Source organism: Pradoshia sp. TA40_28 (assembly GCF_059694525.1).
This window is the reverse complement of sequence record NZ_JCATZO010000005.1, coordinates 184335-208902: the sequence shown is the minus strand read 5'-3', so window position 1 is coordinate 208902 and position 24568 is coordinate 184335. Positions and strand designations below refer to the sequence as shown.

Here is a 24568-nt window from a genome sequence, read left to right as displayed (position 1 = left end):
GTATTATTCACCTATAAAGGAATATATAGGGTTGGATTTTTGGGTTGAAGTTAGTTTTGGTAAGTAGAACATGATTGAAAAAATTATTTTCGGTAGTGAAAGAGATGAATAGTTTAGTAAGAATCAAAATTAGAAAGGTATGATTAATTTGCTTGAGATAAAATTATCCCAGGATGATGAAAAAGTAGAAAATGAATTAATAGTTGATGGAAAAAAAATATCACAGAATACTGGTTATATTTCCTCTAAAGGAAACAATCACTTAATTGCCAGGATTTATGATTTAGTTCTTTCCAAAAAGGTTGCAACTATTTCCTTTAATGAAGTACCAAAAGAAATTTGGTATTTAAAACTGTATTTCCCTTTAGATTTTACCGAATTTATTGATGGAATTGAAATTGAAAGAGACTATTATAACGAAAATATTAAACTTAACTTTAACGTATCTTGGGATTTTGAAAATTGGAAAAAACCGTATAGCATTATAGAATTCGCCGAAGAAATGGGAAAAGTTGTTTCAGAATACACTGATAAAGGGATAAAATGGGAGGTAGAAGATGAAGAGATAATTAGTAATGGATGTCATATAAGTTGTCAAGAATTTGATACAAATGAATCAATAAAAGAAGTAATGGAAAGGAATCTTCCTTTTCTAAAAGATATTTTCCGAAAATTAGAGTTCAATCTTGTTGATAGAAGCATGCCCGATTCTGTTCTAAGTTTGTTTGATTTTCCAGAACAAGTACGGGTTCCGTGTGAACAATACCTTATTTATTTTTCTGAATTTTTAAGGAATATCGGGATAAATGCAACTACTGAAATTAACCATAATGCGGGACAAGTGCTTTTTTCTGTTACACCTGTTTCAAAGGAAACTGCCTTGGAAAGAATTAGAGAAGCGTTGAATATTTATCTCCAATTGCCTAATGATTTTGCAAACGCTAATTTTATACATATGCAAATGGAGCCTACAGAACAACAGCTAATGGCTAATATTCAACATTTAAATGGACAACTGATTCTTTCAAATGCTTTAGCACAAACTCAAAGAGAGTTAATTGAAAATCAAAGGGTTTCCATTCAACAACAACAACAACATATAATAGATTCTACAATTCTTCAGCAATCACTATTAATAAATTCAAGCAATAATGAAGAAACTGACAAAGAAAAAATATTAGGTGGTTCTATCTCACTTACTACTCTTGAGGGTAAAGGATTTGAAGTAAACCTACCTAGTATTTACCGTTGGATGAGGGGGAGAATTGCAAAACAATAGTACACGAAAAAGTGGGCTTTAAGTAGATGGGGAACTTTTCCGATAGAAGTGATTAGGGCTAGTTGAATATAAGTAATACATGATTGTAACCCGATTTTGAGGTATTGTTGTGCTATATTCTTAACAACTGATGCTATTTTAGCAATTGTGTTATCCTTATATAAAAAAACTAACGACCAATGACAGTAGGCAAATTAAAGTGCTCTCTGTTCTTGGTCTTTTTAATCAAATTTCATTAATAAAATATAGATTTTATTAATGAAATTTAAATGTATTAATCTATTTTAAAAAGAAAGATGTTGTAAAAGTAGAAAGCTAAAATATGGAAAGTGATTTATAATATTATAAAAAGGGGGGGTTAAAATGCCGAATATACATCAAACAAGAAAATATATGACTTTTACTTACATATTTACAGACCAACATAGAAATTTACAAAATCGTAATAAATCAGAATGGAAAATTAGTCGAGATGAAGAATTTAATTCATTTATTTTAATGTGTGATGAAGACTGGATTTATAAAGAGTTTAAAGGGTGGTCTTTGCATAGAATTAATTCTATAAATGAAAGGTTAGGGAAAAACAGGTCAAAAGAATGGGTTAAAATTGCTAAATTTGTTGATAGTAATAGAAATTCTGAGTGGCATGGTTATCCTGTCGACTATAGAGAGTCAATCCATGATAAACCACCTACAAAAATATTAAATCAATGGGTTAAAAGAGGTTTTATAAAGAAAAGTCAAATGGGGAAAATTGTGGATAGAAAAGGTTGCGATATTTAATGCGAATTATTAATTTAAGAATAGAAGGGGAGTACTGGGATTTTCTGATTAAATATAACAAATTATTTTTATGGAATTTTGATGGGGAAATTGAAATTTATAACTGGGAAAAAATTTTAAGTCATTTATCTTTAGAATACGGCGATATAATATATAAATTATTTAACGGTTCAATAAAAAATAAAATTTTTATAGAAAATGAAAGGTTCAGTTTTGGTCGAGACATATATCTATCAAAAAATGAATTAAAAATGTTTATATATAAAACAATGTTAACTCCTACGGGAGATATAATCACTTCCATTAATTCATACAGAGAAATTTTGCTAATAAATACTGATGAAGGATTGTTTATATCGTCTCTTGATAGAATCGAATCTTCTGAAAAAATTACGGATATGCCATTTTATAACATGAGTGTTGGAACATACGGAAAAGTAGCTTTTGCTGGCGGAGAAGAAGGTATATTTGAACTGTTATTACCGCAGAATCATTTTGATAAAAATTACAAGGGGTATACCGAGAATTTTAAGAATATTATTAAGAAACACTCGAATAATACAAGTTGGGTTGAAAATTCCATCTATAGTTCATCATACGTAGAGGATTTTATATTAAATCCTTTACAATTAAATAAAAATAATATTTATGATGAAAAACAGATATATAGATATTCTTATTATAATGAAAATAATAAGGTAACCTGGGTAACCTATAATAAAATTTATCGTAAATTAAGTCCAAGTGAATTAGAAGAGGTTACTGTTATAAATTTAGGTGATGGTAAATTATCTTTTCAATCTAGAATTATACAATTCCAAGGTTGGAAAGGTGAAATTATAGCAGGTGCAGGGTCTGCCTTTGGAACAATAGTTGAATGTGAAAATTCTATTGTGATTATATTTAAAGATAAAAGTTTCGAGAATATACCAGGTGAAGTTGTAAGATGGAAAAGTTATAGGGCAAATGAGAGGCACAGTAACATTCTTGGAATTATCTATGAAGAAGAGTTAGTTTTAGCTGCATTCGAATATTAATATAATTGAAAGAGATAGAAGAGAAGAATAATTTGTGATTTTTTGAAAGAAACTATGATGATGAGAGAATAGAAATATAAAAATTCCGCTTCAAGGTACTATTTAATCACACGCTATAATATCCAATATTTTGAATAACCTGGTGAAAACTTGCAACAAGGTGAAACTATCCGGCTTAACATTATTTTTTAAATTCCCAGTTGTATCCCAATGCAAGCAAAGTTCTTGATGAGTTTAAACGCATTGTAATGTTTAGCTCTATAATTTGTATGTCATAACCAAGCCCTCATAAACCTTTTTAGTTTTATATTTTTCTGTAATTATTTGTAGCTTGCCCAATATGGTTGGATAACATTTGATATTTCGTTACTCGTTACAGGGAGTAGGTGAAGCCTGTAACGAGATTTATCGAAGACTATATGAGAACTAAAGTAGGTGGGATATACTACTCAAAGAATGACTTAGTAGGCGAGATAGAATCATGTTCATTCCTTATGTGCTTATCGGTCTGATTCACATATATTTCAGTAGTTTTAATATCACTGTGCCCAAGTATCTTTTGTAATGCAAACATATTTCCACCCTTATTAATATAATTCGTTGCAAATGTTTTCCTAAGCATGTGTGGTGTACAGTGAACGCCGCTTTTCTTTTCTAAACGTTGCAACCTTTTCCGAAAGGTATCTGTTTCAAACTTATCCCCATAGGCATTGTAAAAGATGTGTTCAATAGATTCCCCAAAGAAGGCCTTAGTTTCCGCTATTAACTTCTGTAACTCTTTTCCTACAGGCTTACTAAAAGGAATGTATCTTGTTTGACGATTTTTAGTATCAGAACCCTTTAAGGCAATTACTCTGTTTTGAAAATCTATATCTTGAATACGTAAAGAAAGGCATTCGGTGATACGCATCCCAGTATCTAATAGTAATAATATAAGAATTCTATCTCGCCATTGTGCGTATGAATCAGTATCCAAAGAGCGGAGTAATCGCTTTGCTTCTTCATCTGATAGGATGTCATTGGCTTTTTTATCCGTTTTCAATAACTTAATCTTAGCAACAGGATTATCTTTTATTATTTCTTCTTCTTGCAGGTAGGTAAAAAATGTTTTGAAATTGCGTAACCTAAAGTTGATAGTGTAATTGGAAAGCATATTTTCCTGCATTTTAAATATGTATTCTTGAAAGTGTATTTTCTTTAATTCTTGTACATTTTCTACAGATGGGAAATATTCGTTTAAGTAATCTTGAAAGTAGCGGAATGTGGATTCATAACTGTCTAGTGTACGTTTACGTAGCCCTTCTAAACGTTTTTCAGCTAAGAATATAGTAAGAGCATGTTTAATGGTATGTGTTTCATCAATCGGGTGAGAATGGTTTAAATTGGTGGATTGTTTGCGATTCATAATGAAACTACGTGGCACGGTAGATTATCCTTTCTGTCTCATAGTGTCAGGAGAAAATGTCCTACAGTGGGTGAACTAAAAAGGATAATGGAATTGTAGAGGATTGTTGATATAACAGGATTACGTCCCAGAGAGGATTCGAACCTCCGACCTACAGTTTAGGAAACTGTTGCTCTATCCTGCTGAGCTACTGGGACTTATGTAAGATACTTTATAATTATAATAATATTATTCAGAAAGGTCAACTTTCTTGAACATTTTAATAATTATTTTTTAAAAGTATAATTTATATAAGAAGCGTTGTCATCCATGTACAATATTCACTCTTATAGTGATTTCTTCACTAACATTAACCCTTTTTCCTTCATTAAATATTCCAAAGCTGATTTAAAGGTTGAGAATGTATTTAGTGAGTTTGTAAAAGGCAGTTGACATGAGATTAGGTCTTTAATGAATGTGGGTGTTAAACCTACAACGAGTACTCGTATTCCCATTAATTTTAGGGAAGATATTAAACTTCCTATGTTCTCACCAAGTAATTCTAATTCATCACAATTTTTTAGTATGAATCCACTGAAATCCAATACGATAGAATCGATCTCAGTATTATTTACATAATTTAAGATACTTTGAATGACCTGATCAAAGTGAGCGACTGATATGTCAAAGGTTAATGGAACGAGTAGTGTATCAGGTATAATAGAAGGGATCATCGGGACGGAAATTTTATGAGTAATGTTTTCTAAATCTGTAACTCTATCAGTTAAATAATTGATTTTTTTAAGCAGAAATTCTTTTTCAGTTTTATCCATACTCAACCTCACATATATTTAGTAAACGCCTAACTGTCTGTTCTTTACTATTATTCGTTGCAACAGGACATAAATCCTTTATCTTGAAAATGAACTATTTTAAGAGTGTGGATAGACTAGAATGGAAAATTGAAAACACACGGAATTAATGGGTGGAGTGCTAAGACGGTATTTATCTTCGTTTGCTATATCTTACCATCTTTATGTAATAGATAGCCAGAAAGAATTATTGAATACGATAGTGGATCTCATCATTTATTTATAGGTACAAAGTATATGGGAAATTATTTAGATAATAATTTTCTTGGGTTTTATTCTTCCAAGAAGAATCATGTACAAAAAATAATTTTGAAATAGCATAATACAATCTATACATATAGAAGGAATATGAACATATTATGAAATTTTACAAAGATTTTATTATTTTCATAAGGGATATGAGTTTATTTTCACAATAGTTTTATGTTATAGTATTCTCTAAATATATTAGATAAGGAGGCTTTCTTGATAGTAAGTGAAAGGCTTGAATAATAATTTAATGAAACAGACTCCATTTAAAGATGTTTTTCATTAGAGAAGGATCTTCCGCATTAACTCTTCTTTAATCGAATCCTATCCTACATACGTAGTGATTCTGATTAATTTCTACATTAGTTATATTTTATACCCGATTTGAGAGCATTGAACATTCTCGGTTTGGTCTTTTGCATGCAGAAGAGTATTTAGAGAAAATTAGTTTATAAGAAAAATGAATAAATAGGTAAGCTCTTTGAAACTAGTAACAATTTTTAAAAATATTTTGGAGGTGAATCCCTCTTAAGAGGGAAATAATTGGACATAATCACGCTAATCAATCTTGTTTTACTTGTAATACTGATCGGAGCCTCAGGGTTCTTTGTAGCATCTGAATTCGCTGTAGTAAAAATTCGGATGTCACGTATTGATCAACTAATCTCAGAAGGAAACAAAAAAGCCGTGTTGGCGAAAAAGGTAGCAAGTGACCTGGATTACTATCTTTCTGCCTGTCAGCTGGGTATTACCGTAACCACTTTAGGATTAGGTGCACTGGGTAAACCAGCGGTAGAGGGTCTTTTGTATCCTTTGTTTAACCTCTTTAATGTACCTGATGCGGTTGCGTCGGCTTCGTCCTATGCGATAGCTTTCATTTTGGTTACCTTCTTACATGTAGTAGTGGGTGAAATGGCACCTAAAACGCTGGCGATCCAATTTGCCGAAAAACTAACTCTTATGCTTGCTCCGCCTTTATATTGGTTTGGCAGAGTTTTATCTCCATTTATAAAAGCATTAAATGGTGCATCGAGATTAATCCTTCGCGCATTTGGAGTCAAACCTGCAGGGCATGAAGAGGCATATTCTGAGGAAGAATTAAAGATTATTATGGCCCAAAGTTTTCAGGGCGGTGAAATTGATCAAACGGAATTGGAATACATGGAAAACGTATTTTCATTTGATGAACGTGTAGCTAAAGATATCATGGTTCCGAGAACGGAATTAGTAACGCTTGATTTAAATATGAATTATGATGAAATTGTGAGTATTATAGATGAACATAACTACACACGCTATCCAGTTGTTGAGGATGGCGATAAAGACAAGGTTATTGGAGTAGTAAATGTGAAGAAAATGCTGACGCATATTGCTGCCAAAAGAGACCGGAAGCTTGAGGAGTTTGTAAGGGATTTACCTTATGTTCTCGAAGCAACCCATATACAGGATGCGTTGTTAAAAATGCAACAGGAACGTGTTCACATGGCTTTAGTCATTGATGAATATGGTGGTACATCAGGAATCCTTACAATGGAAGATGTGTTGGAAGAGATTGTAGGGGAAATCCGTGATGAGTTTGATGAAGATGAAGTAGCCGATATACGTAAAGTTGGAGAAAACCAATATCTTATTAATGGCCGTGTGCTATTGAGTGAGTTGGAAGAACTGTACGGTTTGGTCTTTGATGACAGTGAAGAAATCGATACCATTGGTGGTTGGATACAATACCGGAATATCGATTCAGTTCAAGACGGTGATAAGGTCATTCATGGAGATCATGTATGGACTGTAACAGAGATGGATAACCATCAAATTAAAGAAGTCATGTTTGCTCAAAAAGGTAAGAAATAATCTAAAGGGATTACTGGGAACAAATTTTGTTACTATTGTTGGAGGTGAATCCCTCTCTAGGGGGAAATAATTGGACGGATCAATCGCTTTAAATTTATTTTTAGTAGCTATATTTATAGGACTAACTGCATTCTTTGTTGGTGCTGAATTTGCCATACTGAAGGTGAGAATGTCCAGAATTGAACAATTGATATCTGAAGGCAACAAAAAGGCAACTCTTGCTAAGAGAGTTGCAGAGAATTTGGATTATTATCTGTCAGCATGTCAATTAGGTATTACAGTCACAGGATTAGTATTAGGGGCGTTGGGTGAACCAACTGTAGAAAAAATGCTTCATCCAGTATTTGAGGATTGGGGAATATCAGAATCAGTATCCACTATCCTGTCTTATGCAATTGCTCTTCTCGTCGTCACGTTTTTACATGTCGTTGTAGGAGAACTTGCACCTAAAACATTGGCAATCCAATTTGCAGAAAAATTGGCTTTGCTTTTATCGCCGCCGCTATATTGGTTCGGAAAAATCACAAAACCAATTATCCATGCATTAAATGGCTCTGCTCAATTCATTCTTCGTACCTTTGGTGTAAAGCCGGCTGGGCATGAAACTGTCCATTCGGAAGAAGAGTTAAAATTAATTGTCACTCAAAGTTATGAAAGCGGAGAGATTAACCAAACTGAACTGGCTTATCTCGAAAATATTTTTGCATTCGATGAACGAATGCTAAAAGATATTATGATTACAAGAGACCAAATTGTCACTTTGGATAAAAAGATGTCTCTAGAAGAAATTCTTGAAACTCTTGATCATCATGATTATACCCGTTATCCTGTTACGGAAAATGGAGATAAAGACATTCTTGTTGGGTTTATTAATACAAAGGAAATGCTAACAAGTGTAGCGGCTGGGAGGGACAAACAGATCCAGGATTTCATTCATGATATGCCACGTCTAAAATCAACCACTCACATTAAAGCCGTATTATTAAAAATGCAACAGAGTCGAGTGCATATGGCAATCGTTGTTGATGAAAAAGGTGACATAGCCGGTCTAGTCACGATGGAAGATATATTGGAAGAAATCGTTGGTGAAATTAAGGATGAGTATAATGGAGATGAACTGCCTGCTACATGATGGTAAATCCATTAATCAAGTTCACTAAATAGGATGCTTTAAAGGTAGGCTGTCAGCTGAGTTGTTTTAAAGACTTAGTTGGCAGCCTCTTTTTTTAGCATTTAGATAGTTAAGTATGATGGCATAATTATAATTTTTAGAAATCCTTTTCCTCCTTAATAAGCGAGTAACATTCTCCTTTTTTACCGCAAAAATCTCTCCATTCATTTCCCCATTAATCTTTTCAGATTCTTTGTAGTAAGATAGTTGTATCAAAAAAAATGGGATACATGGTACTATTAGAAGTGGACTTTTAAAATACGTAAGCTTTAATAGGATCTAAATTTACATAGAAGGAGTTTGACCTGAATATGGGATTTCCATTGATTATTGCGGAGAAACCGGATCAAGGAGTTACGCTGGCCTCACCATTCTCTTTCAAAAAACGTGACGGATATTTAGAGATTGCTCCTAATGATATTTTTCCAGAAGGGGCATTGTGTACGTGGGCGATTGGACATTTAACCGAGTTATCCTCGCCGGAAAAATATAAACCTGAGTGGAAAAGATGGGCCATTGCCACATTGCCTATCATCCCTGAAAGATTTACATATGAAGTGACAAAATCAAAAACAAAGCAGTTTAATATTATCAAGCAATTGTTGAAGCGTTCGGATGTGGATTCAATTATCCATGCTGGCGATGCCGGGAGAGAAGGAGAATTAATTGTCCGCAATATCATTGCAGTCAGTGGTATCCGTAAACCGATGAAGCGCTTATGGATTTCTTCTTTAACGAAAAAATCCATAATAGAGGGATTTAACAGCCTCCGTGACAGCCAGGAGACAGTACCGCTTTATCATGAAGCCTATACGCGTTCTTGTGCTGATTGGCTTGTTGGCATGAATGCATCAAGAGCCTATTCCTTACTGCTCAAGCAAAAAGGAATGAATGATGTGTTCTCTGCGGGAAGGGTGCAAACTCCTACACTTGCTTTGATCGTAAAACGCGAACTGGAGATAGAAAAATTCGAATCTAAACCCTTTTGGGAAGTGATCGCTACATTTAATATAAACGGGAAAACCTATGAGGGCAAATGGGAGAAGGACCAGGAATCCAGGCTGGATAAACAAGAGATGGCCCAAAACATCGCTGCTTTTTGCAAGAATAAAGACGCAAAAATCATTGAAATGAAGACAGAACGGAAAGAATTCCAGCCGCCATTATTATTCAATTTATCGGCCCTGCAGGCAACTGCCAATAAAATGTATAAGTATTCTCCTAAGCAAACACTGGATATCACGCAAAAGCTTTATCAAAAGGGGATCGTTTCTTATCCGCGGAGTGATTCAAACTATGTGACCGAAGGAGAGGCAGAAACTTTTCCGGAAATCTTAGCAAAACTTGCTCAGTTTGAGGAATATAAATCTTTCATACCTGTTCCTAATCCGTCCATACTAAATAATTCCAGGTTCGTTAATGAAAAGAAAGTTTCTGATCACTATGCGATTATTCCGACGGAACAAGTTAAAGATCCTGCGAAGCTTTCCGGAGAAGAAAGGAATATCTATGATTTAATTGTACGCCGCTTGATTGCTGCTCACTATGAATCAGCCATCTTTGACTATACGACCTTAATTACATTGGTAGATGGAAGGGCAGAGTTCGTTTCAAAAGGGAAGCAGCAAATACGTGAAGGCTGGCGTCAAATTATTTTCCAACAAGAAAAGGATGAAGACACCATTCTTCCGAACGTTCAAAAAGATGATGAGGGAAAAGTAAAGAACGTTAAAGTAAAAGAAGGAAAAACACAGCCACCCAAACGGTATACCGAGGGACAATTAATTACATTAATGAAAACGGCCGGTAAACATCTTGATAATGAAGAACTCGAAAAAGTGTTAATGAAATCTGAAGGATTAGGTACAGAAGCAACAAGAGCAGGCATTATTACGATGCTGAAGGATCGAAAATATATTGATGTTAAAAAGAACCAAGTGTTCGCGACCGATAAAGCGAAAGTATTGATCAGGGCGATTGGTGATGAAATATTAGCTTCACCTGAGATGACAGCTAAATGGGAGCAGCGTTTGGCAGAAATCGGACAAGGAAAAGCATCCGCCGCTCAATTTATGGAACAGACAAAGAAGCTAACCGGAAAAATTATTGAAGATGCTGTAAAAGGATTTGAAACCTGGGATTTTACAGGACTAAAGGTTGATACGATTGAACGTACCTCTTCCAAGTTTACAACCGGAAAAAAGGTGGGAGCTTGTCCGCTTTGTAAAGGTGATATCGTCGATAAGGGTGAATTTTATGGATGTGCGAATTATCGACAAAACCAGTGTAAATTCACGTTCTCAAAAAAAATCCTTGGGAAAAAGATCTCTCAAACCAATATGCAAAAGCTATTAAAAGATGGCAAAACCAATGTCATCAAAGGATTTAAAAAGGGAGAAAAATCATTTGATGCGGCGATTGAATGGAAGGATGGAAAAATTAATTTCCTATTTTCAAATGAAATTGCCCCAAAAACTTAAAAATTTTTATGCATTCAGGTATAATGGTCGAAGAAGTTTCCATTTGCTTGTATGTAAATGGAGTACATACTATATTAAGGGAGTTTTTGTGAATGAGTAAAGTATTGATTTTTGGACATAAAAATCCAGATACGGACACAATTTGTTCAGCAATCGCTTATGCAGAATTGAAAAAAGAGTTAGGTGTTGAGGCTGAGGCTGTACGTCTTGGTGCCATTAACGGTGAAACGCAATATGCACTTGATACATTTAAAATGGCAGCTCCCCGTTTGGTTGAAAAAGTTTCAGAGGAAGCACAGGAAGTTATTCTTGTAGACCACAATGAAAGACAACAAAGTGCAGATGACATCGAGCAAGTGCGTGTTCTAGAGGTTATTGATCATCACCGTATTGCCAACTTCGAAACAGCTGATCCATTGTACTACCGTGCTGAGCCGGTTGGTTGTACAGCAACGATTTTAAATAAGCTTTACAAAGAGAACGGTGTTAAAATCAGAAAAGAAGTGGCGGGGTTAATGTTATCTGCAATCATTTCTGATTCCTTATTGTTCAAATCTCCAACATGCACAGAACAGGATGTGGCTGCAGCTAAGGAATTAGCTGAAATTGCTGGCGTAGATGCAGATGTTTATGGATTAGAAATGTTAAAAGCAGGTGCAGATTTAAGCAAGAAAACAATTGCAGAATTAATTTCTTTGGATGCTAAAGAATTCTCCATGGGTACTTCCAAAGTGGAAATTGCGCAAGTTAATGCAGTAGATACGAATGAAGTAATGGCGAAGCAAGCTGAATTGGAAGAAGTTATGCAAGCTACTATTAATGTAAAGGGTCTGGATTTGTTCTTGTTGGTTGTTACGGATATCTTAACTAATGATTCTGTTGCGCTTGCCATTGGTCAAAAAGCGGCAGCTGTTGAGAAAGCCTTCAATGTAACATTAGTAAACAATACAGCTGTTCTTAAAGGGGTCGTATCCCGTAAGAAACAAGTGGTTCCAGCATTAACAGAAGCTTTATCGTAAATAATACTTGCAAACTTCCTAGATTAATGTTATATTAATATATGCGATGAGCTGAATTGTGTAAGCCGAGCACATACCTTAGGGTACACACTATGTGGAGTGTGGTGACTCGCCTCAATTTTTTCGAAAAAGAGACACCTGTTTTTTAAACAGGTGTCTTTTTATATATACAAGTTATTATGAGGTCGATATGGATTTGATTGAACTACTGAGAAGCTGTATCCATTAATATACATAAAGTATAAGGATTAAACTAAAAATGTAAGTGAGTTCGATAAGGTATTCGGTATCGAGAAACCATTAGAAGGCCTTTAATTAAACTAAACAAATAAAAATGATCAATTCCAAATACCCTACATATGTTGATTATTATTCAAGGAGGAAATGACATGAATAAGAAAACGGTAGATGATATTTTACAGGAAGGAATTCATGGGCCTAAAGAAATAAAGCCTGCTGAACGAAAAGAATTTTTGGGGACTATACGTGAACGTGTTGTTGTCGTATTGACGCAGGCTCAGGTTTACCAAAAACAAATTCCCAATGGATTTATGGATCTTTTGAAAACGAATAAGGAAGCTAAACTATATTTAAACGGGCACATCAATTATTCCCATCTATCCAAATTTGTTAAAGCAGCAGATGAACATGGAATTCAATTTAAAATCGTGACCAATAAGGAATATAATTCACCTAACGGGTTAGTCTTGGCTTATGATCATGCTATAAATAAGGAAAACATTACGTTGATGGAGCAATCAGCTGAAAATAAGACCGAAGAAACACCTGAAAAGAAAGGTTTCTTTGAATCACTTAAACGAATGTTTATGAAAAATTCTTAAAGATTTTTTATTCAAGAATATGGCATCAATATAATAGGCACGTGCCGCTAGTATCATACGGTAATCAAGTGTCGGTTACTGGTAGGATGAACGTGCTATCCCCTATTCGAGTTGATGTTTGTGTGGTATAGTAATCAAATTGAAGATAAATTAGGTTTATAATTTGAGGGGCACAAAAAATGAATTCAACACGAGAGTATATTGAAGAATGGCAGGAAGCACTTGAAGAGGAAATTCAATACCTAAAAAAATATGGCAGTACGCGCTATCACTTGATGAATGGTAATAAGATTACATCAGGTGATTCTTTTACGTACTATTTTGAATCTTCCAGTGCATTGAGAATCCCTGTGGGGACGATTGCTAAACTGGAATGGGGCGGGAGCCGCTATGATGCCAGAATCTTGTCCTCTGAGGGCAATAGTTTACTGCTATCTCTGGATCAGTCGATAGGGGAATTGATTGAGGAGGCAACGATTTATCATGATCCGTGGGAACTCTTAGATCAGTTAATCGAAAGACTCGATGATATAAGGAAAAGCAAACGAAAAAGAAGCCGGGTAAAACGTATTATGGAACCTTCCATGCCTGATAAACGAACAGACAAAACAAGTAAAAGCTCGGTACGTGAGCTATACGCCCGTTCCAAATATAACCCGGTCACCTTTGTTTGGGGTCCCCCCGGTACAGGAAAAACATACACTTTGGCTCGAACAGCTGCCAATAAGTATTTTAAAAATAAACGGATATTAGTCCTTTCCCATAGTAATCAGGCAGTCGATGTTCTGCTGGCTGAGATTACGGGATTTGTTAAACGAGCAGATCGTTTTCAAGAAGGGGATATATTACGGTATGGCTCTCAAACTGGTGAAGGTCTGCTGATGCATGGGGATATTTTGCCGGGTAAGTTATTGGAAAGCCATGATGGGCAATTAGTAAAGGAAAGAGACTCCATTGCGGAAGAAAAGAGATTGCTCAAAAAGGATCTATCTATGTCATTCAGCGTGCGTGACTCAGAGCAACTGCTTGATCTGGAAAAAAAGCTGGGTAGAATCCTGGAGAAAATACGGCAAAAAGAAGTCCACCTCTTAAAAAATGCGTATATAATAGGCACGACCTTGGCTAAAGCTGCGATGGATTCAAGTATATATGAACAAGAGTATGATCTTGTTTTGATTGACGAAGCTAGTATGGCCTTTATCCCACAAATTGCTTTTGCCGGCTCTCTTGCCAAGCGGTGTATTATTTGTGGAGACTTTAAGCAATTGCCTCCTATCGCCGTTTCGCGTGGCGAACTGGTAGATCGATGGTTGAAAGAAGATATTTTTCACCGTGCCGGGGTCGCCGATATCGCGCGTGGTGGGAAACTTCATACGCATCTGTTTCTTTTAAAAGAACAGCGGAGAATGCATCCGGATATATCTGCTTTCACGAATCAATATGTTTATAACTCATTAGTCGGAGATCATCCAAGTGTTCATGTAAATAAAAAAGAAATCGTCTCAAGGTCGCCCTTCCCAGACCGTGCGTCGGTATTATTAAATACTAGCTTTACCGGAGAGCATTGCTTCACAGGTACTTCCTCGGGTTCTAGAATGAATTTGATGAATCTGTTATTATCCTTTCAGATTATACATGAAGCTTATAGCAGTGGTACCAAATCAATTGGTTATGCAACTCCATACCGAGCCCAGGCGCAGTTGATGGAGACGTTAATTAAAGACTTATATCAAGATGAGAATGGTCTGCATGATATTTTGGCTGCTACAGTCCATCGTTTCCAGGGAAGTGAACGGGAACTAATGGTATTTGACAGTGTGGATAGTTATCCTCAAAATCGGGCTGGTATGTTATTGACTGGAAGGGAAAGTGAACGACTTCTTAATGTTGCAATCACAAGGACCAAAGGAAAGCTGATTCATGTTAGCGATGTGGAGTTTATTGAATCAAAAGTTTCTCATTCCAAGACCCTTCATCAACTTGTGCAATATCAGATGAAACGAAACCAAATGATCAATATGGACCAAATAGGCAAGTGGATTACGAATCACCATCCGAAATTACAATGGATTTATGCACGAAATTTAGAGGGATTTTATCAAGATATAAAACAAGCCCATTCATCGATTATTCTCTCCTTGCCAAATTCGAGTGTTCTATCACAAGAGTTTGTTCAACGAGTAAAAACAAGGAATTCAAGGGCAAAGTTAATGATATACTCTCCTGATTCCCATACCTATTTAGATCCTGATATCCATCTTCAGAACGGTCCAAGTTTCAGCTTCGTCATTATGGATCAAAAAGTATTCTGGCTTGGAATTCCGCTTGAAGCGAATAGGCGCGTTCAACCGCCGTACATTGGGATTCGGTTGGAATCTGAAGCATTTGTTAATCATTTTTTGCAGCAACTGCCAAAATAATTGGCAGGATATTGATTGCTATTTTCAGTTATTAGATTTATAATTCTATATGTTGATATTATTGAAATTTTTAAATACTATATATTGAGTTTAACGTGTTAAAGGTGTCGAATACGACTTAATAGGGAATCCGGTGAAAATCCGGAACTGTACCCGCAACTGTAAATGCTGATGAAATAAGTAAACCACTGTAGATCAATCTATGGGAAGGACTTAGAGTAAAATGACGCATGAGTCAGGAGACCTGCCTTTTTCACTAGTTTACCTTTATCGGGAGCAATGAAGGTGGAACAGAGAACATGGCAATTTTGGCACATTTCAATTTTGTTATTATTTCTATTCCCATTGCTGATTAAAGGCAATGGGATTTTTTGCGTGGAGAAAATCAAAACTATTCGGTGGTTCTGAGAAATCCTGATTCAACAAAATATGTCGTATCAGAAGGTATGGTCTTTATGCGATGGTTTGGTAGCTCAAAAATTTAAATTGGGTCAAGCTTTACCATTCAGGAGGAGCTCAAACCAAAGAATCCTATCATTACAAGAGTATGCATTAGAGAAATGGCAGTGAAAAATAAGGGGGAAAAATGATGGTACTATCATACGATACACAAGATCATAGTCAATATAGCAAGATAGAAATCAGCAATTTGGAGAGCATTGAAACATATATAAAAAAATGTGTAAAACCCTATCCTTCCTTATATTCAGCAGAAGAATATATCGAAAAAATTATGACGGCACTGGAATATAAATTTGACTATAACAAGGAAGAATTGGTGAATTTATTCGTACTCAGTGCCGTAGAGCGCATATCTGCCGATGAACCGGATTGGACATATGTAGCAGCGGCTATTTATTTAGATCGTTTATATGAATTAGCTTCCCAAAACAGGGGCTATGAGCTGAAAAATAAATACGGAAAGCTCTATCAGCTTGTTCTAACATTGACTGAAATGGGTATCTATCATCCTGCCTTATTGGATGTGTATACAGAAGAAGAGATTAACAGTCTCTCGGCACTTATCGAACCGTCAAAAGATCAATTATTTACGTATATTGGCATTCGTACATTGGCAGATCGCTATTTAGCTAAATCGCATAATGGCAGACTATATGAACTTCCTCAAGAGCGGTTTATGATTATTGCTATGACGTTGATGATGAATGAACCAGAAAACAAAAGGCTTGAATTAATAAAAGAATCCTATTGGGCATTATCCAATCTTTATATGACGGTGGCGACTCCTACGCTTGCTAATGCCGGGAAAAGCTATGGCCAGTTATCCAGTTGTTTTATTGATACGGTCGATGATAGTTTGCAGGGAATTTATGATTCGAACACGGATATTGCCAATCTATCAAAAAATGGTGGCGGAATAGGTGTTTATTTAGGAAAGATAAGGGCCAGGGGCAGTGATATTAAAGGCTTCAAGGGTGTTTCCTCAGGGATTATTCCATGGATGAAGCAATTAAACAATACTGCTGTCAGTGTGGACCAATTGGGCCAAAGGCAGGGCGCTATCGCTGTTTACCTGGATGTTTGGCATAAAGATATTTTCACCTTTCTTGAAGCCCGTCTGAATAATGGCGATGAACGTTTCCGTACTCATGATTTATTTACCGGTGTATGCATTCCAGATTTATTTATGGAGCGTGTTAAGGAACGCGGCACATGGTATTTATTTGATCCGCATGAAGTCAGGAAGGTCATGGGCTATTCTCTTGAAGACTATTTTGATGAAGAAAAAGAAAATGGGCAATTTAGACAAAAATATGAAGAGTGTGTTAACCATCCGGAGCTTTCGAAAAAGGAAATACCGGCAATAGAAGTGTTTAAGGCAATCATGATTTCTCAGCTTGAAACGGGAACGCCCTATATGTTTTATAGGGATACGGTCAATCGCTTAAATGCCAATCGTCATAAGGGAATGATTTATTGCAGTAATTTATGCACAGAAATTACGCAAAATCAAAGTCCAACAACGGTGATTGAACAAAGAACGGAGGATGGGAAAATTATTATCGAAAAAACACCCGGAGATTTTGTTGTCTGTAATCTATCCTCCATCTCTCTGGCCAAAGCTGTAAGGGAAGATGTGCTTGAACGATTAATAACGGTACAGGTTAGAATGCTTGATAATGTCATCGATTTAAATAATATACCAGTCATTCAGGCGAATATAACGAATAAAAATTATCGTGCGATCGGACTTGGTACATTTGGCTGGCATCATTTGCTGGCATTAGAGGGCATTGCTTGGGAATCGGAGAAAGCAGTTGAATACTGTGACCGTTTATACGGAAAAATTGCTTATTTAACCATCAAATCAAGTGTAGATTTAGCTAAAGAGAAAGGCGCCTATCCATATTTTGGCGGGTCTGATTGGGAAAGCGGAGCGTATTTTGACCAAAGAGGCTATCATTCTGAAGTGTGGAATGAGTTGAAAACTGATGTCCATACATATGGGATTCGAAATGGCTACCTTATGGCTGTGGCTCCAAATTCATCAACTGCCATCATTGCTGGTTCTACATCTGGAATTGACCCAATTTTCAGAAGGGAGTATTCCGAAGAGAAAAAGAACTATCGAATTCCAGTGACTGCACCTGATTTGAATCTGGAGACGATGTGGTATTATAAATCCGTTTATTTAATTGATCAAAAATGGAGCATCCTCCAAAATGCGCGTCGTCAAAAGCATATTGATCAGGGGATTTCGTTTAATCTGTATGTCCGCAATGATATTAAAGCACGTGATTTATTAGATTTGCATCTGCTTGCATGGGAGACTGGTTTAAAAACAACTTATTATGTACGTTCTACATCAAGTGCTGTTATAGAAGAATGCGAAAGCTGCCAATAATGATGAGGAGATTATAAAATGGACACAAAAACAATCGTAGAAAAAAGAAAATTAGTTGACCGGGATGCACCGAATAGCTCAACGGGGATTATTAATGGAAAAAATTCGAATATTTTAAATTGGGACGATGTGCGTTATCCATGGGCTTATCCAAAATATAAAGTGATGCTCTCTAATTTCTGGACACCTTTTGAAATTAATATGTTGAATGACGCGAAACAGTTCCCCAATCTATCAGAGATTGAACAGGAATCTTTTTTGAAAATTATCGGCTTGTTAGCTTTACTTGACAGTATCCAATCTGACTATGCTAGTAAAGTTGCTGATTATTTGACCGATTCCTCGTTGAATGCCTTAATGATTATGCTGGCACAGCAGGAAGTGATTCATAATCACTCGTATTCGTATGTATTATCGAGTATCGTCCAAAAGAGTAAGCAAGATGAGGTTTTTGAATATTGGAGAACAGAAGAAATCCTCCGTAAACGCAATGATTTTATTACGGATGGCTATCGGGATTTCACAGAAAGCCCAACGATTGAAAACCTGCTCAAATCCATCATTTATGATGTTATTCTGGAAGGACTCTTCTTTTATTCGGGCTTTGCTTTCTTTTACAATTTGGCCAGAAACCAAAAGATGGTGGCAACATCGACGATGATTAATTATATAAACCGGGACGAACAGATTCATGTTGGCCTATTTGAAAAGATTTTCAAAGAAATTTTGACAGAACATCCGGAAACCGATACAGAAGAGCTCAGGAATTTTGCGATTGAAACCTTCCGAACAGCGGCAGAACTTGAAATTGAATGGGGTAATAAAGTCATCGGAAATAAAGTAGAAGGAATCACGATGGCTGAGCTTCGTCAATATATCCAATTTATGGCCAATAAGCGTTGCAATCAGTTAGGGTATGGAAGAACACCATTTCCAGATGTTCCAAATAAAAATCCGTTCAGATGGATTGTTGCATATCAGGAAGTAGATTTAGGCAAGACTGATTTCTTTGAACAAAAATCACGACAATATACCAAAACAACAGATTCGAATGGATTTGATGAACTCTAAAGAGCAAAAAAGACGCCGTAATTGGCGTCTTTTTTTGCTCGAAGGCATCCTTACCAGCGGTGTGCTTTCGCATTGCTTCTCAAAATGATATTGGTTTGAGACATTGCAGTATGTCCATTAACCTGTGATTTTGAGCGCTTCCGCCTTGTCCAGTTATGGTGAAAAAGAGAAGAGTGTGGATCTAACTGATTCCGATAACTCATTGCTTATCACCCCATCAGTAGGATACGTTCCGATGCCCAGTTAGGACATCCATAATAGGATAGGCAAAATCGGGGAATTCTATTCTCGGAAAAAGTTCACAAAATAGATCATATAATTATGATAAGATAGATAGAAATGGAAACTATTGGAGAGATTGTTATGCAATTGTTGGAACATGAACCATAACAACGCAGAAATCAGTGTCGTGGTCCGCCTTTATACAGAATGGCCTACAAACTAATCTGTTAAAGGGGAGAATACAATGAGCTACGATTCCGTGTTTTTAAGGTATGTCGAGCAAGCATACCAACGTTTTTCTGGGGATTTTTCATTTATTACCGGAACTGGGAGAATGCAAACCGATTGTTTGCCATGGTCCTACGGAAGCCGTCTTCTTTTTCATATGAAAACATCGAATAGAATGCTTGATATGGGCAAAGGCGGTGGTGAATTTTTATCGTTAATGAGGCCGTTTCCTTCTGAAATTTATGCAACGGAGGCATATGAACCTAATATTCCTATTGCCAAAGAACGTCTTCACCCATTTGGTGTACAGGTAGTCGGAATTGAAGAGGATTCTGTTCTGCCTTTTCCGAATGCTTATTTTGATCTGATTGCGAATCAGCATGAATCTTTTTCAGGAAAGAAATAAGCCAGATATTAAGAAAAAAAGGGATATTTATAACGCAACAAGTTGGTGGGTTGGATTGCAAAGAAATGAATGCGTTATTTGATGTGCCCATAAATGGTGAGTTTTCTACGTGGAATTTACAAATCGCTGAAGATGAGATCAAGAAGAGTGGCTTGAACAGTATCTATAGTCAAGAAGCTTTTCCTATCCAACTTTTTTTATGATGTTGGTGCTTTGATCTATTATTTAAAGGCAATTCCATGGCAAATACCAGACTTTTCCGTAAATAAGTATTTTGACGTGTTATATAAAATTCATACGATTATTCAAACGAATGGGTACTTAGATGTAACACAGCATCGATTCATTATTGTTGCTGAAGCTATATAAGAAAACTTTTTCATAGGCGTGATTTAAGCAAAGCAAGACTGTCTTATATAGCAGAAAAAGATACAAGACAGCCCTCTTTTAAGTTTGTAAAAAATAATTCCTAATATGTATCTATACACAGGTTCTGTGTATTATACATCCTTATCAAGGTAGTTGAAACGTATTCAATTTGCATAGGAAAATCATATCGTAGTATTCCTCGAATTACCTAGAATTGTATTTTTCTAACTTCACTTTAGATTCTATCACTATGTAAAAATAGCATTCTTATTCTCTCAGAGTTAAAACTAGGCGATGGCTTTGGCGAAAAAACAGGAAATTAAACCCATTTATTTCAGGTATATATTTGAATGAAATAGATCTTATTAGTCTTTGATTAAAGAGTAATTTGGCTTATTATAAATGGTATTGGTCTTTTATCATGCATATATCCCATATGATAATCTTGTGGGAAATGTTTGAAAATAGAGCACAGTGATATAGATAGATAATCAGAATTTAAACAGACCAGTTTGGACTAATAGGAGGATTTTTAAAGTTGTTTAAAGAAATTTCCATCTCGCGGACATCATGTCTTGGCATATCCCCGATCTATCAGGCAACCATCACAAGTGAAGGACATGTAAGTTGGCAGGGTGAGAAGCATGTTTCATATATAGGAGTTAAAAATTTTACGGTTTCCAAACAACGAATTAAAAAAATAGAGGATCTCTTGCTATCTTTTGATTACAAGAATTTTATCTATCAAACAACTGCACAAATTGTGCCGGATAGCCCAACCTGTGTTACCAGAGTAGTTTATAAATATGGTGAACATAAGACAGTTGTACATGATTTAGGTGATCAAGATGCCAGTTGTGAGAATAGTAAGCATTCATTAAAAAGATTGGATTCCTTTGAAAAGAAAATCGAAGAGTTACTGGGCTTAAAATATTTAATTAAACAGCCTCTCTACCTCTTCCATATTAAAAGAAAGTCAAATCCGCATGAGGAATACGTTTTATCAGGTTCCAATCACTCAGACGCATTTCGAATGATTAATGTTTACGAGCCTAATTATCAAGACTGGCAGATTGAAAAGTTAGGTAAGGACAGTACAGGGCATATTCAACCGTACATTATCATGCAGAGTAAGAGCTAAAATCTAAAGTTTGTCACATATTGTTTGCGAATTGGAAATTTTTTATATAAATATTAGGTTTGCTACTTGCAGGTTGCCCCTTTGAGGAGTACAATTAATTTTATTAATTATTCTGACAATTCAAAGGGGACACTACATGGATACTCAACAAATATCTATTACACAAGCCAAATATAAAAAAGATAAACCTAACTCTGAAACACTTGGTTTTGGCAGAATCTTTACAGATCATATGTTTATCATGGATTATGATGAAGAATTAGGTGGTTGGCATGACCCAAGGATTATCCCTTATCAACCTATTACTTTAGAGCCTTCCTGTATGACGTTTCACTATGGTCAAACGGTCTTCGAAGGATTAAAGGCTTACCGCACTCACGATAATCGTGTTTTTCTATTTAGGCCAGAGAAGAACTTTGAACGCATGAATAAATCCAATGATCGTTTATGCATTCCCCATATAGATGAGTCATTTGCCATCAAAGCGTTGGAGCTTCTCATTGATATGGATCGAGATTGGATTCCGGATCGAGAGGGAACCTCTTTATACATACGTCCGTTTATCATTGCTACAGAGCCTTATCTAGGGGTTTCCCCTTCCAGGCATTATCAGTTTATGATTATTTTATCACCGGTAGGAGCGTATTATAAAGAAGGAATAAACCCCGTTCGAATTGGTGTAGAAAAAGACTATGTTCGCTCTGTTAAAGGCGGTACGGGTATGGCTAAGACAGGAGGTAATTATTCTTCCAGTCTTAAAGCGCAAGAAATAGCAGAAGCACTTGGCTGTTCACAGGTATTGTGGCTAGATGCGATTGAGAAAAAGTATATTGAAGAAGTGGGCAGTATGAATGTCTTCTTTAAAATAAATGGTGAAATTGTTACGCCATCATTAAATGGGAGTGTTTTGGATGGTGTGACCCGACATTCCATTATTCAGCTATTACGTTACTGGAATATCCCTGTAACAGAACGTCGAGTTTCTATGCAGGAAATCATTGAGGCCTATAAAAATGGTACTTTGGAAGAAGCCTTTGGTACCGGGACGGCTGCCGTTGTCTCTCCAATTGGTGAACTGCTGTGGGATAATGAAATTCTGACTGTTAATCAAGGGGAAATTGGGAGCATCACACAGAGATTATACGATACCATCACAGGCATACAAAATGGCAAAATAGAAGATCCTTTTAATTGGATCAGGGAAGTAAAAGAATCAAGCAAGACACATGTATACAAATAAGTAGATTTAAAGACGTGGGTAACCGCGTCTTTTTTTATGTTCTGTATGCTTTTCTTTAATCCTTAGAATAGCTTAACAAAAAGCAAGAGGGGTAAAAAGTCGAGATGAAAGTCTGCAACATATTCCTAATCATGAATCGGTTTTATTTAAGGCGAAAATAGTTAAAGTGTTTAATTATTAATATGGTTTATTATTTTATGGTATAATAATTTTATCATGAAAAGTAAGTATATTCTTTATACGAGAGAGGTCAATAAAGAATGGATAGTAAAGAACTGTATTTAGATATCGAAAACATATTAATGCCTACAATTAGAACCATCATGTCGGAAATTACTCAGCATCAGGATTTAGGGATTACCGGATCGCAATTTCATCTATTAAATAAGATAGAACAAGAAAAAGTGACAAATGTAAAACATTTAGCGAACGTCCTAAATGTGAAACCAAGTGCCATTACAGTCATGCTTGAAAGGCTGGTGCAGCATGGGTTTGTTTCCCGAGTACAGGATGAGAATGATAGAAGATCAGTAGCTGTAACACTTACTGAAGATGGAGCAAATGTCCTGCAAAAGGCACGAGAAAACTCCAGAGTAATTATGGGGAAATATGCATCTTTATTAGATGAAGAGGAATTGAAGGTGTTAAATTCCATTCTTCATAAATTTAATCGTTATCAATTAGATAATAAATAAATTTTCATACAGAAAGAAGGAATTAGTTTTGCCAAAAACACATAAAAAAGCATCTATATTGAAAATACTAACGAGATTTCTCTTCATAACCCTTGGTGCTGTTATGATGGCTGTTGCATTGGAACTCTTCTTGGTCCCAAACAGTGTTATTGATGGTGGAATAACTGGGATATCCATCATGCTTTCTCATATAACCAAATTACAGCTGGGACTATTCATCTTTATTATTAACTTGCCATTCCTTTATATTGGATACAAACAAATTGGTAAAACTTTTGCTATTTCCTCTATTTATGGTATTGCTGTGCTTTCTATTAGTACAGCAATGTTGCATCATGTTGAGCCATTTACAGATGAAAAAATCCTGGCTGTGTTATTTGGAGGGTTGATTCTTGGACTTGGGGTTGGGATTGTCATTCGCGTTGGCGGTGCCCTTGACGGTACAGAGATCATAGCGATTTTATTATCTAAGAAACTAAGATTACCAGTTGGACAGATTATTATGTTCATAAATGTATTCATCTTTATTGCTTCAGGTTTCGTGTTTGAATGGGATTCTGCTATGTATTCTATTTTCGCGTATTATATGGCCGCCAAGGTTATGGATATCGTCGTAGAAGGTTTAAATGAATCTAGATCAGTAACGATTATTTCCAATGAATACGAAGAAATTTCACAGGCTATTCAGGATCGTCTTGGAAGATCAACCACGTTTATTTATGCCAAAGGTGGCTACCTAAAGGAAGATACGCAAATGGTATATTGCGTACTGACACGTCTCGAATTGGCTAAATTAAAAGATGTGGTTCATGATATTGATGAAAATGCTTTTATAGCGATTCAGAACGTCTCTGATGTATCGGGCGGTAATTTTGAAAAGAAAAACATTCACTAATATTATATTATGATAGCAGCTCCAACACGGGGCTGCTATTTATTTTTG

Annotated in this window: 18 protein-coding genes, 1 tRNA gene, 1 pseudogene and 1 riboswitch; of the genes and pseudogenes, 16 read left to right on the top strand and 4 right to left on the bottom strand. The window is 35.8% G+C overall.

What is annotated here, in order from left to right; translation table 11 throughout:
• Positions 1-139: 139 nt before the first annotated feature.
• From AC58NB_RS08780 to AC58NB_RS08770, 3 genes are all read left to right on the top strand, one after another.
• Entirely contained in the window at positions 140-1279 is a 1140-nt protein-coding gene (locus AC58NB_RS08780) for a hypothetical protein (RefSeq protein ID WP_497426450.1), read from the top strand.
• Positions 1280-1642: 363 nt separating this feature from the next.
• On the top strand, positions 1643-2062 hold the full coding sequence (locus AC58NB_RS08775; protein WP_497426449.1) for a hypothetical protein: 420 nt from the start codon (positions 1643-1645) through the stop codon (positions 2060-2062).
• The gene (locus AC58NB_RS08770) at positions 2062-3099 is read left to right on the top strand and encodes a hypothetical protein (RefSeq protein ID WP_497426448.1); all 1038 of its coding nucleotides are present in this window, start codon (positions 2062-2064) and stop codon (positions 3097-3099) included. The genes AC58NB_RS08775 and AC58NB_RS08770 overlap by 1 nt, the downstream gene beginning before the upstream one ends.
• 445 nt (positions 3100-3544) lie before the next feature.
• On the opposite strand, the gene AC58NB_RS08765 is transcribed toward AC58NB_RS08770, so the two are convergent.
• From AC58NB_RS08765 to AC58NB_RS08755, 3 genes are all read right to left on the bottom strand, one after another.
• Positions 3545-4504: a tyrosine-type recombinase/integrase gene (locus AC58NB_RS08765; RefSeq protein ID WP_497426447.1), complete on the bottom strand. Its 960-nt coding sequence runs from the start codon at positions 4502-4504 to the stop codon at positions 3545-3547.
• Positions 4505-4627: 123 nt separating this feature from the next.
• Positions 4628-4701, bottom strand: a tRNA-Arg gene (locus AC58NB_RS08760).
• A 129-nt stretch (positions 4702-4830) separates the two neighbouring features.
• Positions 4831-5316, bottom strand: a complete 486-nt coding sequence (locus tag AC58NB_RS08755; RefSeq protein ID WP_497426446.1) for an STAS domain-containing protein — start codon at positions 5314-5316, stop codon at positions 4831-4833.
• A gap of 831 nt (positions 5317-6147) precedes the next feature.
• Here AC58NB_RS08755 and AC58NB_RS08750 point away from each other — a divergent pair.
• The 8 genes from AC58NB_RS08750 to AC58NB_RS08715 all read left to right on the top strand — a co-directional run bounded on the left by AC58NB_RS08750 (position 6148) and on the right by AC58NB_RS08715 (position 19324).
• The gene (locus AC58NB_RS08750) at positions 6148-7455 is read left to right on the top strand and encodes a hemolysin family protein (RefSeq protein ID WP_497426445.1); all 1308 of its coding nucleotides are present in this window, start codon (positions 6148-6150) and stop codon (positions 7453-7455) included.
• A gap of 70 nt (positions 7456-7525) precedes the next feature.
• Positions 7526-8587: a hemolysin family protein gene (locus AC58NB_RS08745; protein ID WP_497426444.1), complete on the top strand. Its 1062-nt coding sequence runs from the start codon at positions 7526-7528 to the stop codon at positions 8585-8587.
• A 350-nt stretch (positions 8588-8937) separates the two neighbouring features.
• Positions 8938-11106, top strand: a complete 2169-nt coding sequence (locus AC58NB_RS08740; protein ID WP_497426443.1) for a DNA topoisomerase III — start codon at positions 8938-8940, stop codon at positions 11104-11106.
• 92 nt (positions 11107-11198) lie between these two features.
• Positions 11199-12125: a manganese-dependent inorganic pyrophosphatase gene (locus tag AC58NB_RS08735; RefSeq protein WP_497426442.1), complete on the top strand. Its 927-nt coding sequence runs from the start codon at positions 11199-11201 to the stop codon at positions 12123-12125.
• 389 nt (positions 12126-12514) lie between these two features.
• Positions 12515-12967, top strand: a complete 453-nt coding sequence (locus AC58NB_RS08730) for a YueI family protein (RefSeq protein WP_497426441.1) — start codon at positions 12515-12517, stop codon at positions 12965-12967.
• A gap of 179 nt (positions 12968-13146) precedes the next feature.
• Positions 13147-15387, top strand: a complete 2241-nt coding sequence (locus tag AC58NB_RS08725; RefSeq protein ID WP_497426440.1) for an AAA domain-containing protein — start codon at positions 13147-13149, stop codon at positions 15385-15387.
• Positions 15388-15472: 85 nt separating this feature from the next.
• Positions 15473-15653: riboswitch (cobalamin riboswitch) on the top strand.
• Positions 15654-15976: 323 nt separating this feature from the next.
• Complete coding sequence (locus tag AC58NB_RS08720; protein ID WP_497426439.1) at positions 15977-18253, top strand: ribonucleoside-diphosphate reductase subunit alpha; 2277 nt, start codon at positions 15977-15979, stop codon at positions 18251-18253.
• A gap of 18 nt (positions 18254-18271) precedes the next feature.
• A complete protein-coding gene (locus tag AC58NB_RS08715; RefSeq protein WP_497426438.1) occupies positions 18272-19324 on the top strand; it encodes a ribonucleotide-diphosphate reductase subunit beta in 1053 nt (350 codons plus the stop codon).
• 50 nt (positions 19325-19374) lie between these two features.
• Here the strand turns inward: AC58NB_RS08715 and AC58NB_RS08710 are convergent, their stop codons facing one another.
• A complete protein-coding gene (locus tag AC58NB_RS08710; protein ID WP_497426437.1) occupies positions 19375-19527 on the bottom strand; it encodes a YpzG family protein in 153 nt (50 codons plus the stop codon).
• Positions 19528-19790: 263 nt separating this feature from the next.
• On the opposite strand from AC58NB_RS08710, the pseudogene AC58NB_RS08705 reads away from it, so the two are divergent.
• From AC58NB_RS08705 to AC58NB_RS08685, 5 genes and pseudogenes are all read left to right on the top strand, one after another.
• Positions 19791-20549, top strand: a pseudogene (locus AC58NB_RS08705) (methyltransferase domain-containing protein).
• Positions 20550-21087: 538 nt separating this feature from the next.
• The gene (locus AC58NB_RS08700) at positions 21088-21690 is read left to right on the top strand and encodes a DUF6438 domain-containing protein (protein WP_497426436.1); all 603 of its coding nucleotides are present in this window, start codon (positions 21088-21090) and stop codon (positions 21688-21690) included.
• 136 nt (positions 21691-21826) lie between these two features.
• A complete protein-coding gene (locus AC58NB_RS08695) occupies positions 21827-22930 on the top strand; it encodes a branched-chain amino acid aminotransferase (RefSeq protein ID WP_497426435.1) in 1104 nt (367 codons plus the stop codon).
• Between the two features lie 260 nt (positions 22931-23190).
• A complete protein-coding gene (locus tag AC58NB_RS08690) occupies positions 23191-23625 on the top strand; it encodes a MarR family winged helix-turn-helix transcriptional regulator (RefSeq protein WP_497426434.1) in 435 nt (144 codons plus the stop codon).
• A gap of 28 nt (positions 23626-23653) precedes the next feature.
• Positions 23654-24520 carry a YitT family protein gene (locus AC58NB_RS08685; protein WP_497426433.1) on the top strand — a complete coding sequence of 289 codons (867 nt, stop codon included), beginning with the start codon at positions 23654-23656 and terminating at the stop codon, positions 24518-24520.
• Positions 24521-24568 lie beyond the last annotated feature (48 nt).

Coding starts and splice junctions, on each gene's coding strand:
- AC58NB_RS08780 (WP_497426450.1), top strand. CDS start 140: ATGATTAATTTGCTTGAGATAAAATTATCCCAGGATGATGAAAAAGTA.
- AC58NB_RS08775 (WP_497426449.1), top strand. CDS start 1,643: ATGCCGAATATACATCAAACAAGAAAATATATGACTTTTACTTACATA.
- AC58NB_RS08770 (WP_497426448.1), top strand. CDS start 2,062: ATGCGAATTATTAATTTAAGAATAGAAGGGGAGTACTGGGATTTTCTG.
- AC58NB_RS08765 (WP_497426447.1), bottom strand. CDS start 4,504: ATGAATCGCAAACAATCCACCAATTTAAACCATTCTCACCCGATTGAT.
- AC58NB_RS08755 (WP_497426446.1), bottom strand. CDS start 5,316: ATGGATAAAACTGAAAAAGAATTTCTGCTTAAAAAAATCAATTATTTA.
- AC58NB_RS08740 (WP_497426443.1), top strand. CDS start 8,938: ATGGGATTTCCATTGATTATTGCGGAGAAACCGGATCAAGGAGTTACG.
- AC58NB_RS08735 (WP_497426442.1), top strand. CDS start 11,199: ATGAGTAAAGTATTGATTTTTGGACATAAAAATCCAGATACGGACACA.
- AC58NB_RS08730 (WP_497426441.1), top strand. CDS start 12,515: ATGAATAAGAAAACGGTAGATGATATTTTACAGGAAGGAATTCATGGG.
- AC58NB_RS08725 (WP_497426440.1), top strand. CDS start 13,147: ATGAATTCAACACGAGAGTATATTGAAGAATGGCAGGAAGCACTTGAA.
- AC58NB_RS08720 (WP_497426439.1), top strand. CDS start 15,977: ATGGTACTATCATACGATACACAAGATCATAGTCAATATAGCAAGATA.
- AC58NB_RS08715 (WP_497426438.1), top strand. CDS start 18,272: ATGGACACAAAAACAATCGTAGAAAAAAGAAAATTAGTTGACCGGGAT.
- AC58NB_RS08710 (WP_497426437.1), bottom strand. CDS start 19,527: ATGAGTTATCGGAATCAGTTAGATCCACACTCTTCTCTTTTTCACCAT.
- AC58NB_RS08695 (WP_497426435.1), top strand. CDS start 21,827: ATGGATACTCAACAAATATCTATTACACAAGCCAAATATAAAAAAGAT.
- AC58NB_RS08690 (WP_497426434.1), top strand. CDS start 23,191: ATGGATAGTAAAGAACTGTATTTAGATATCGAAAACATATTAATGCCT.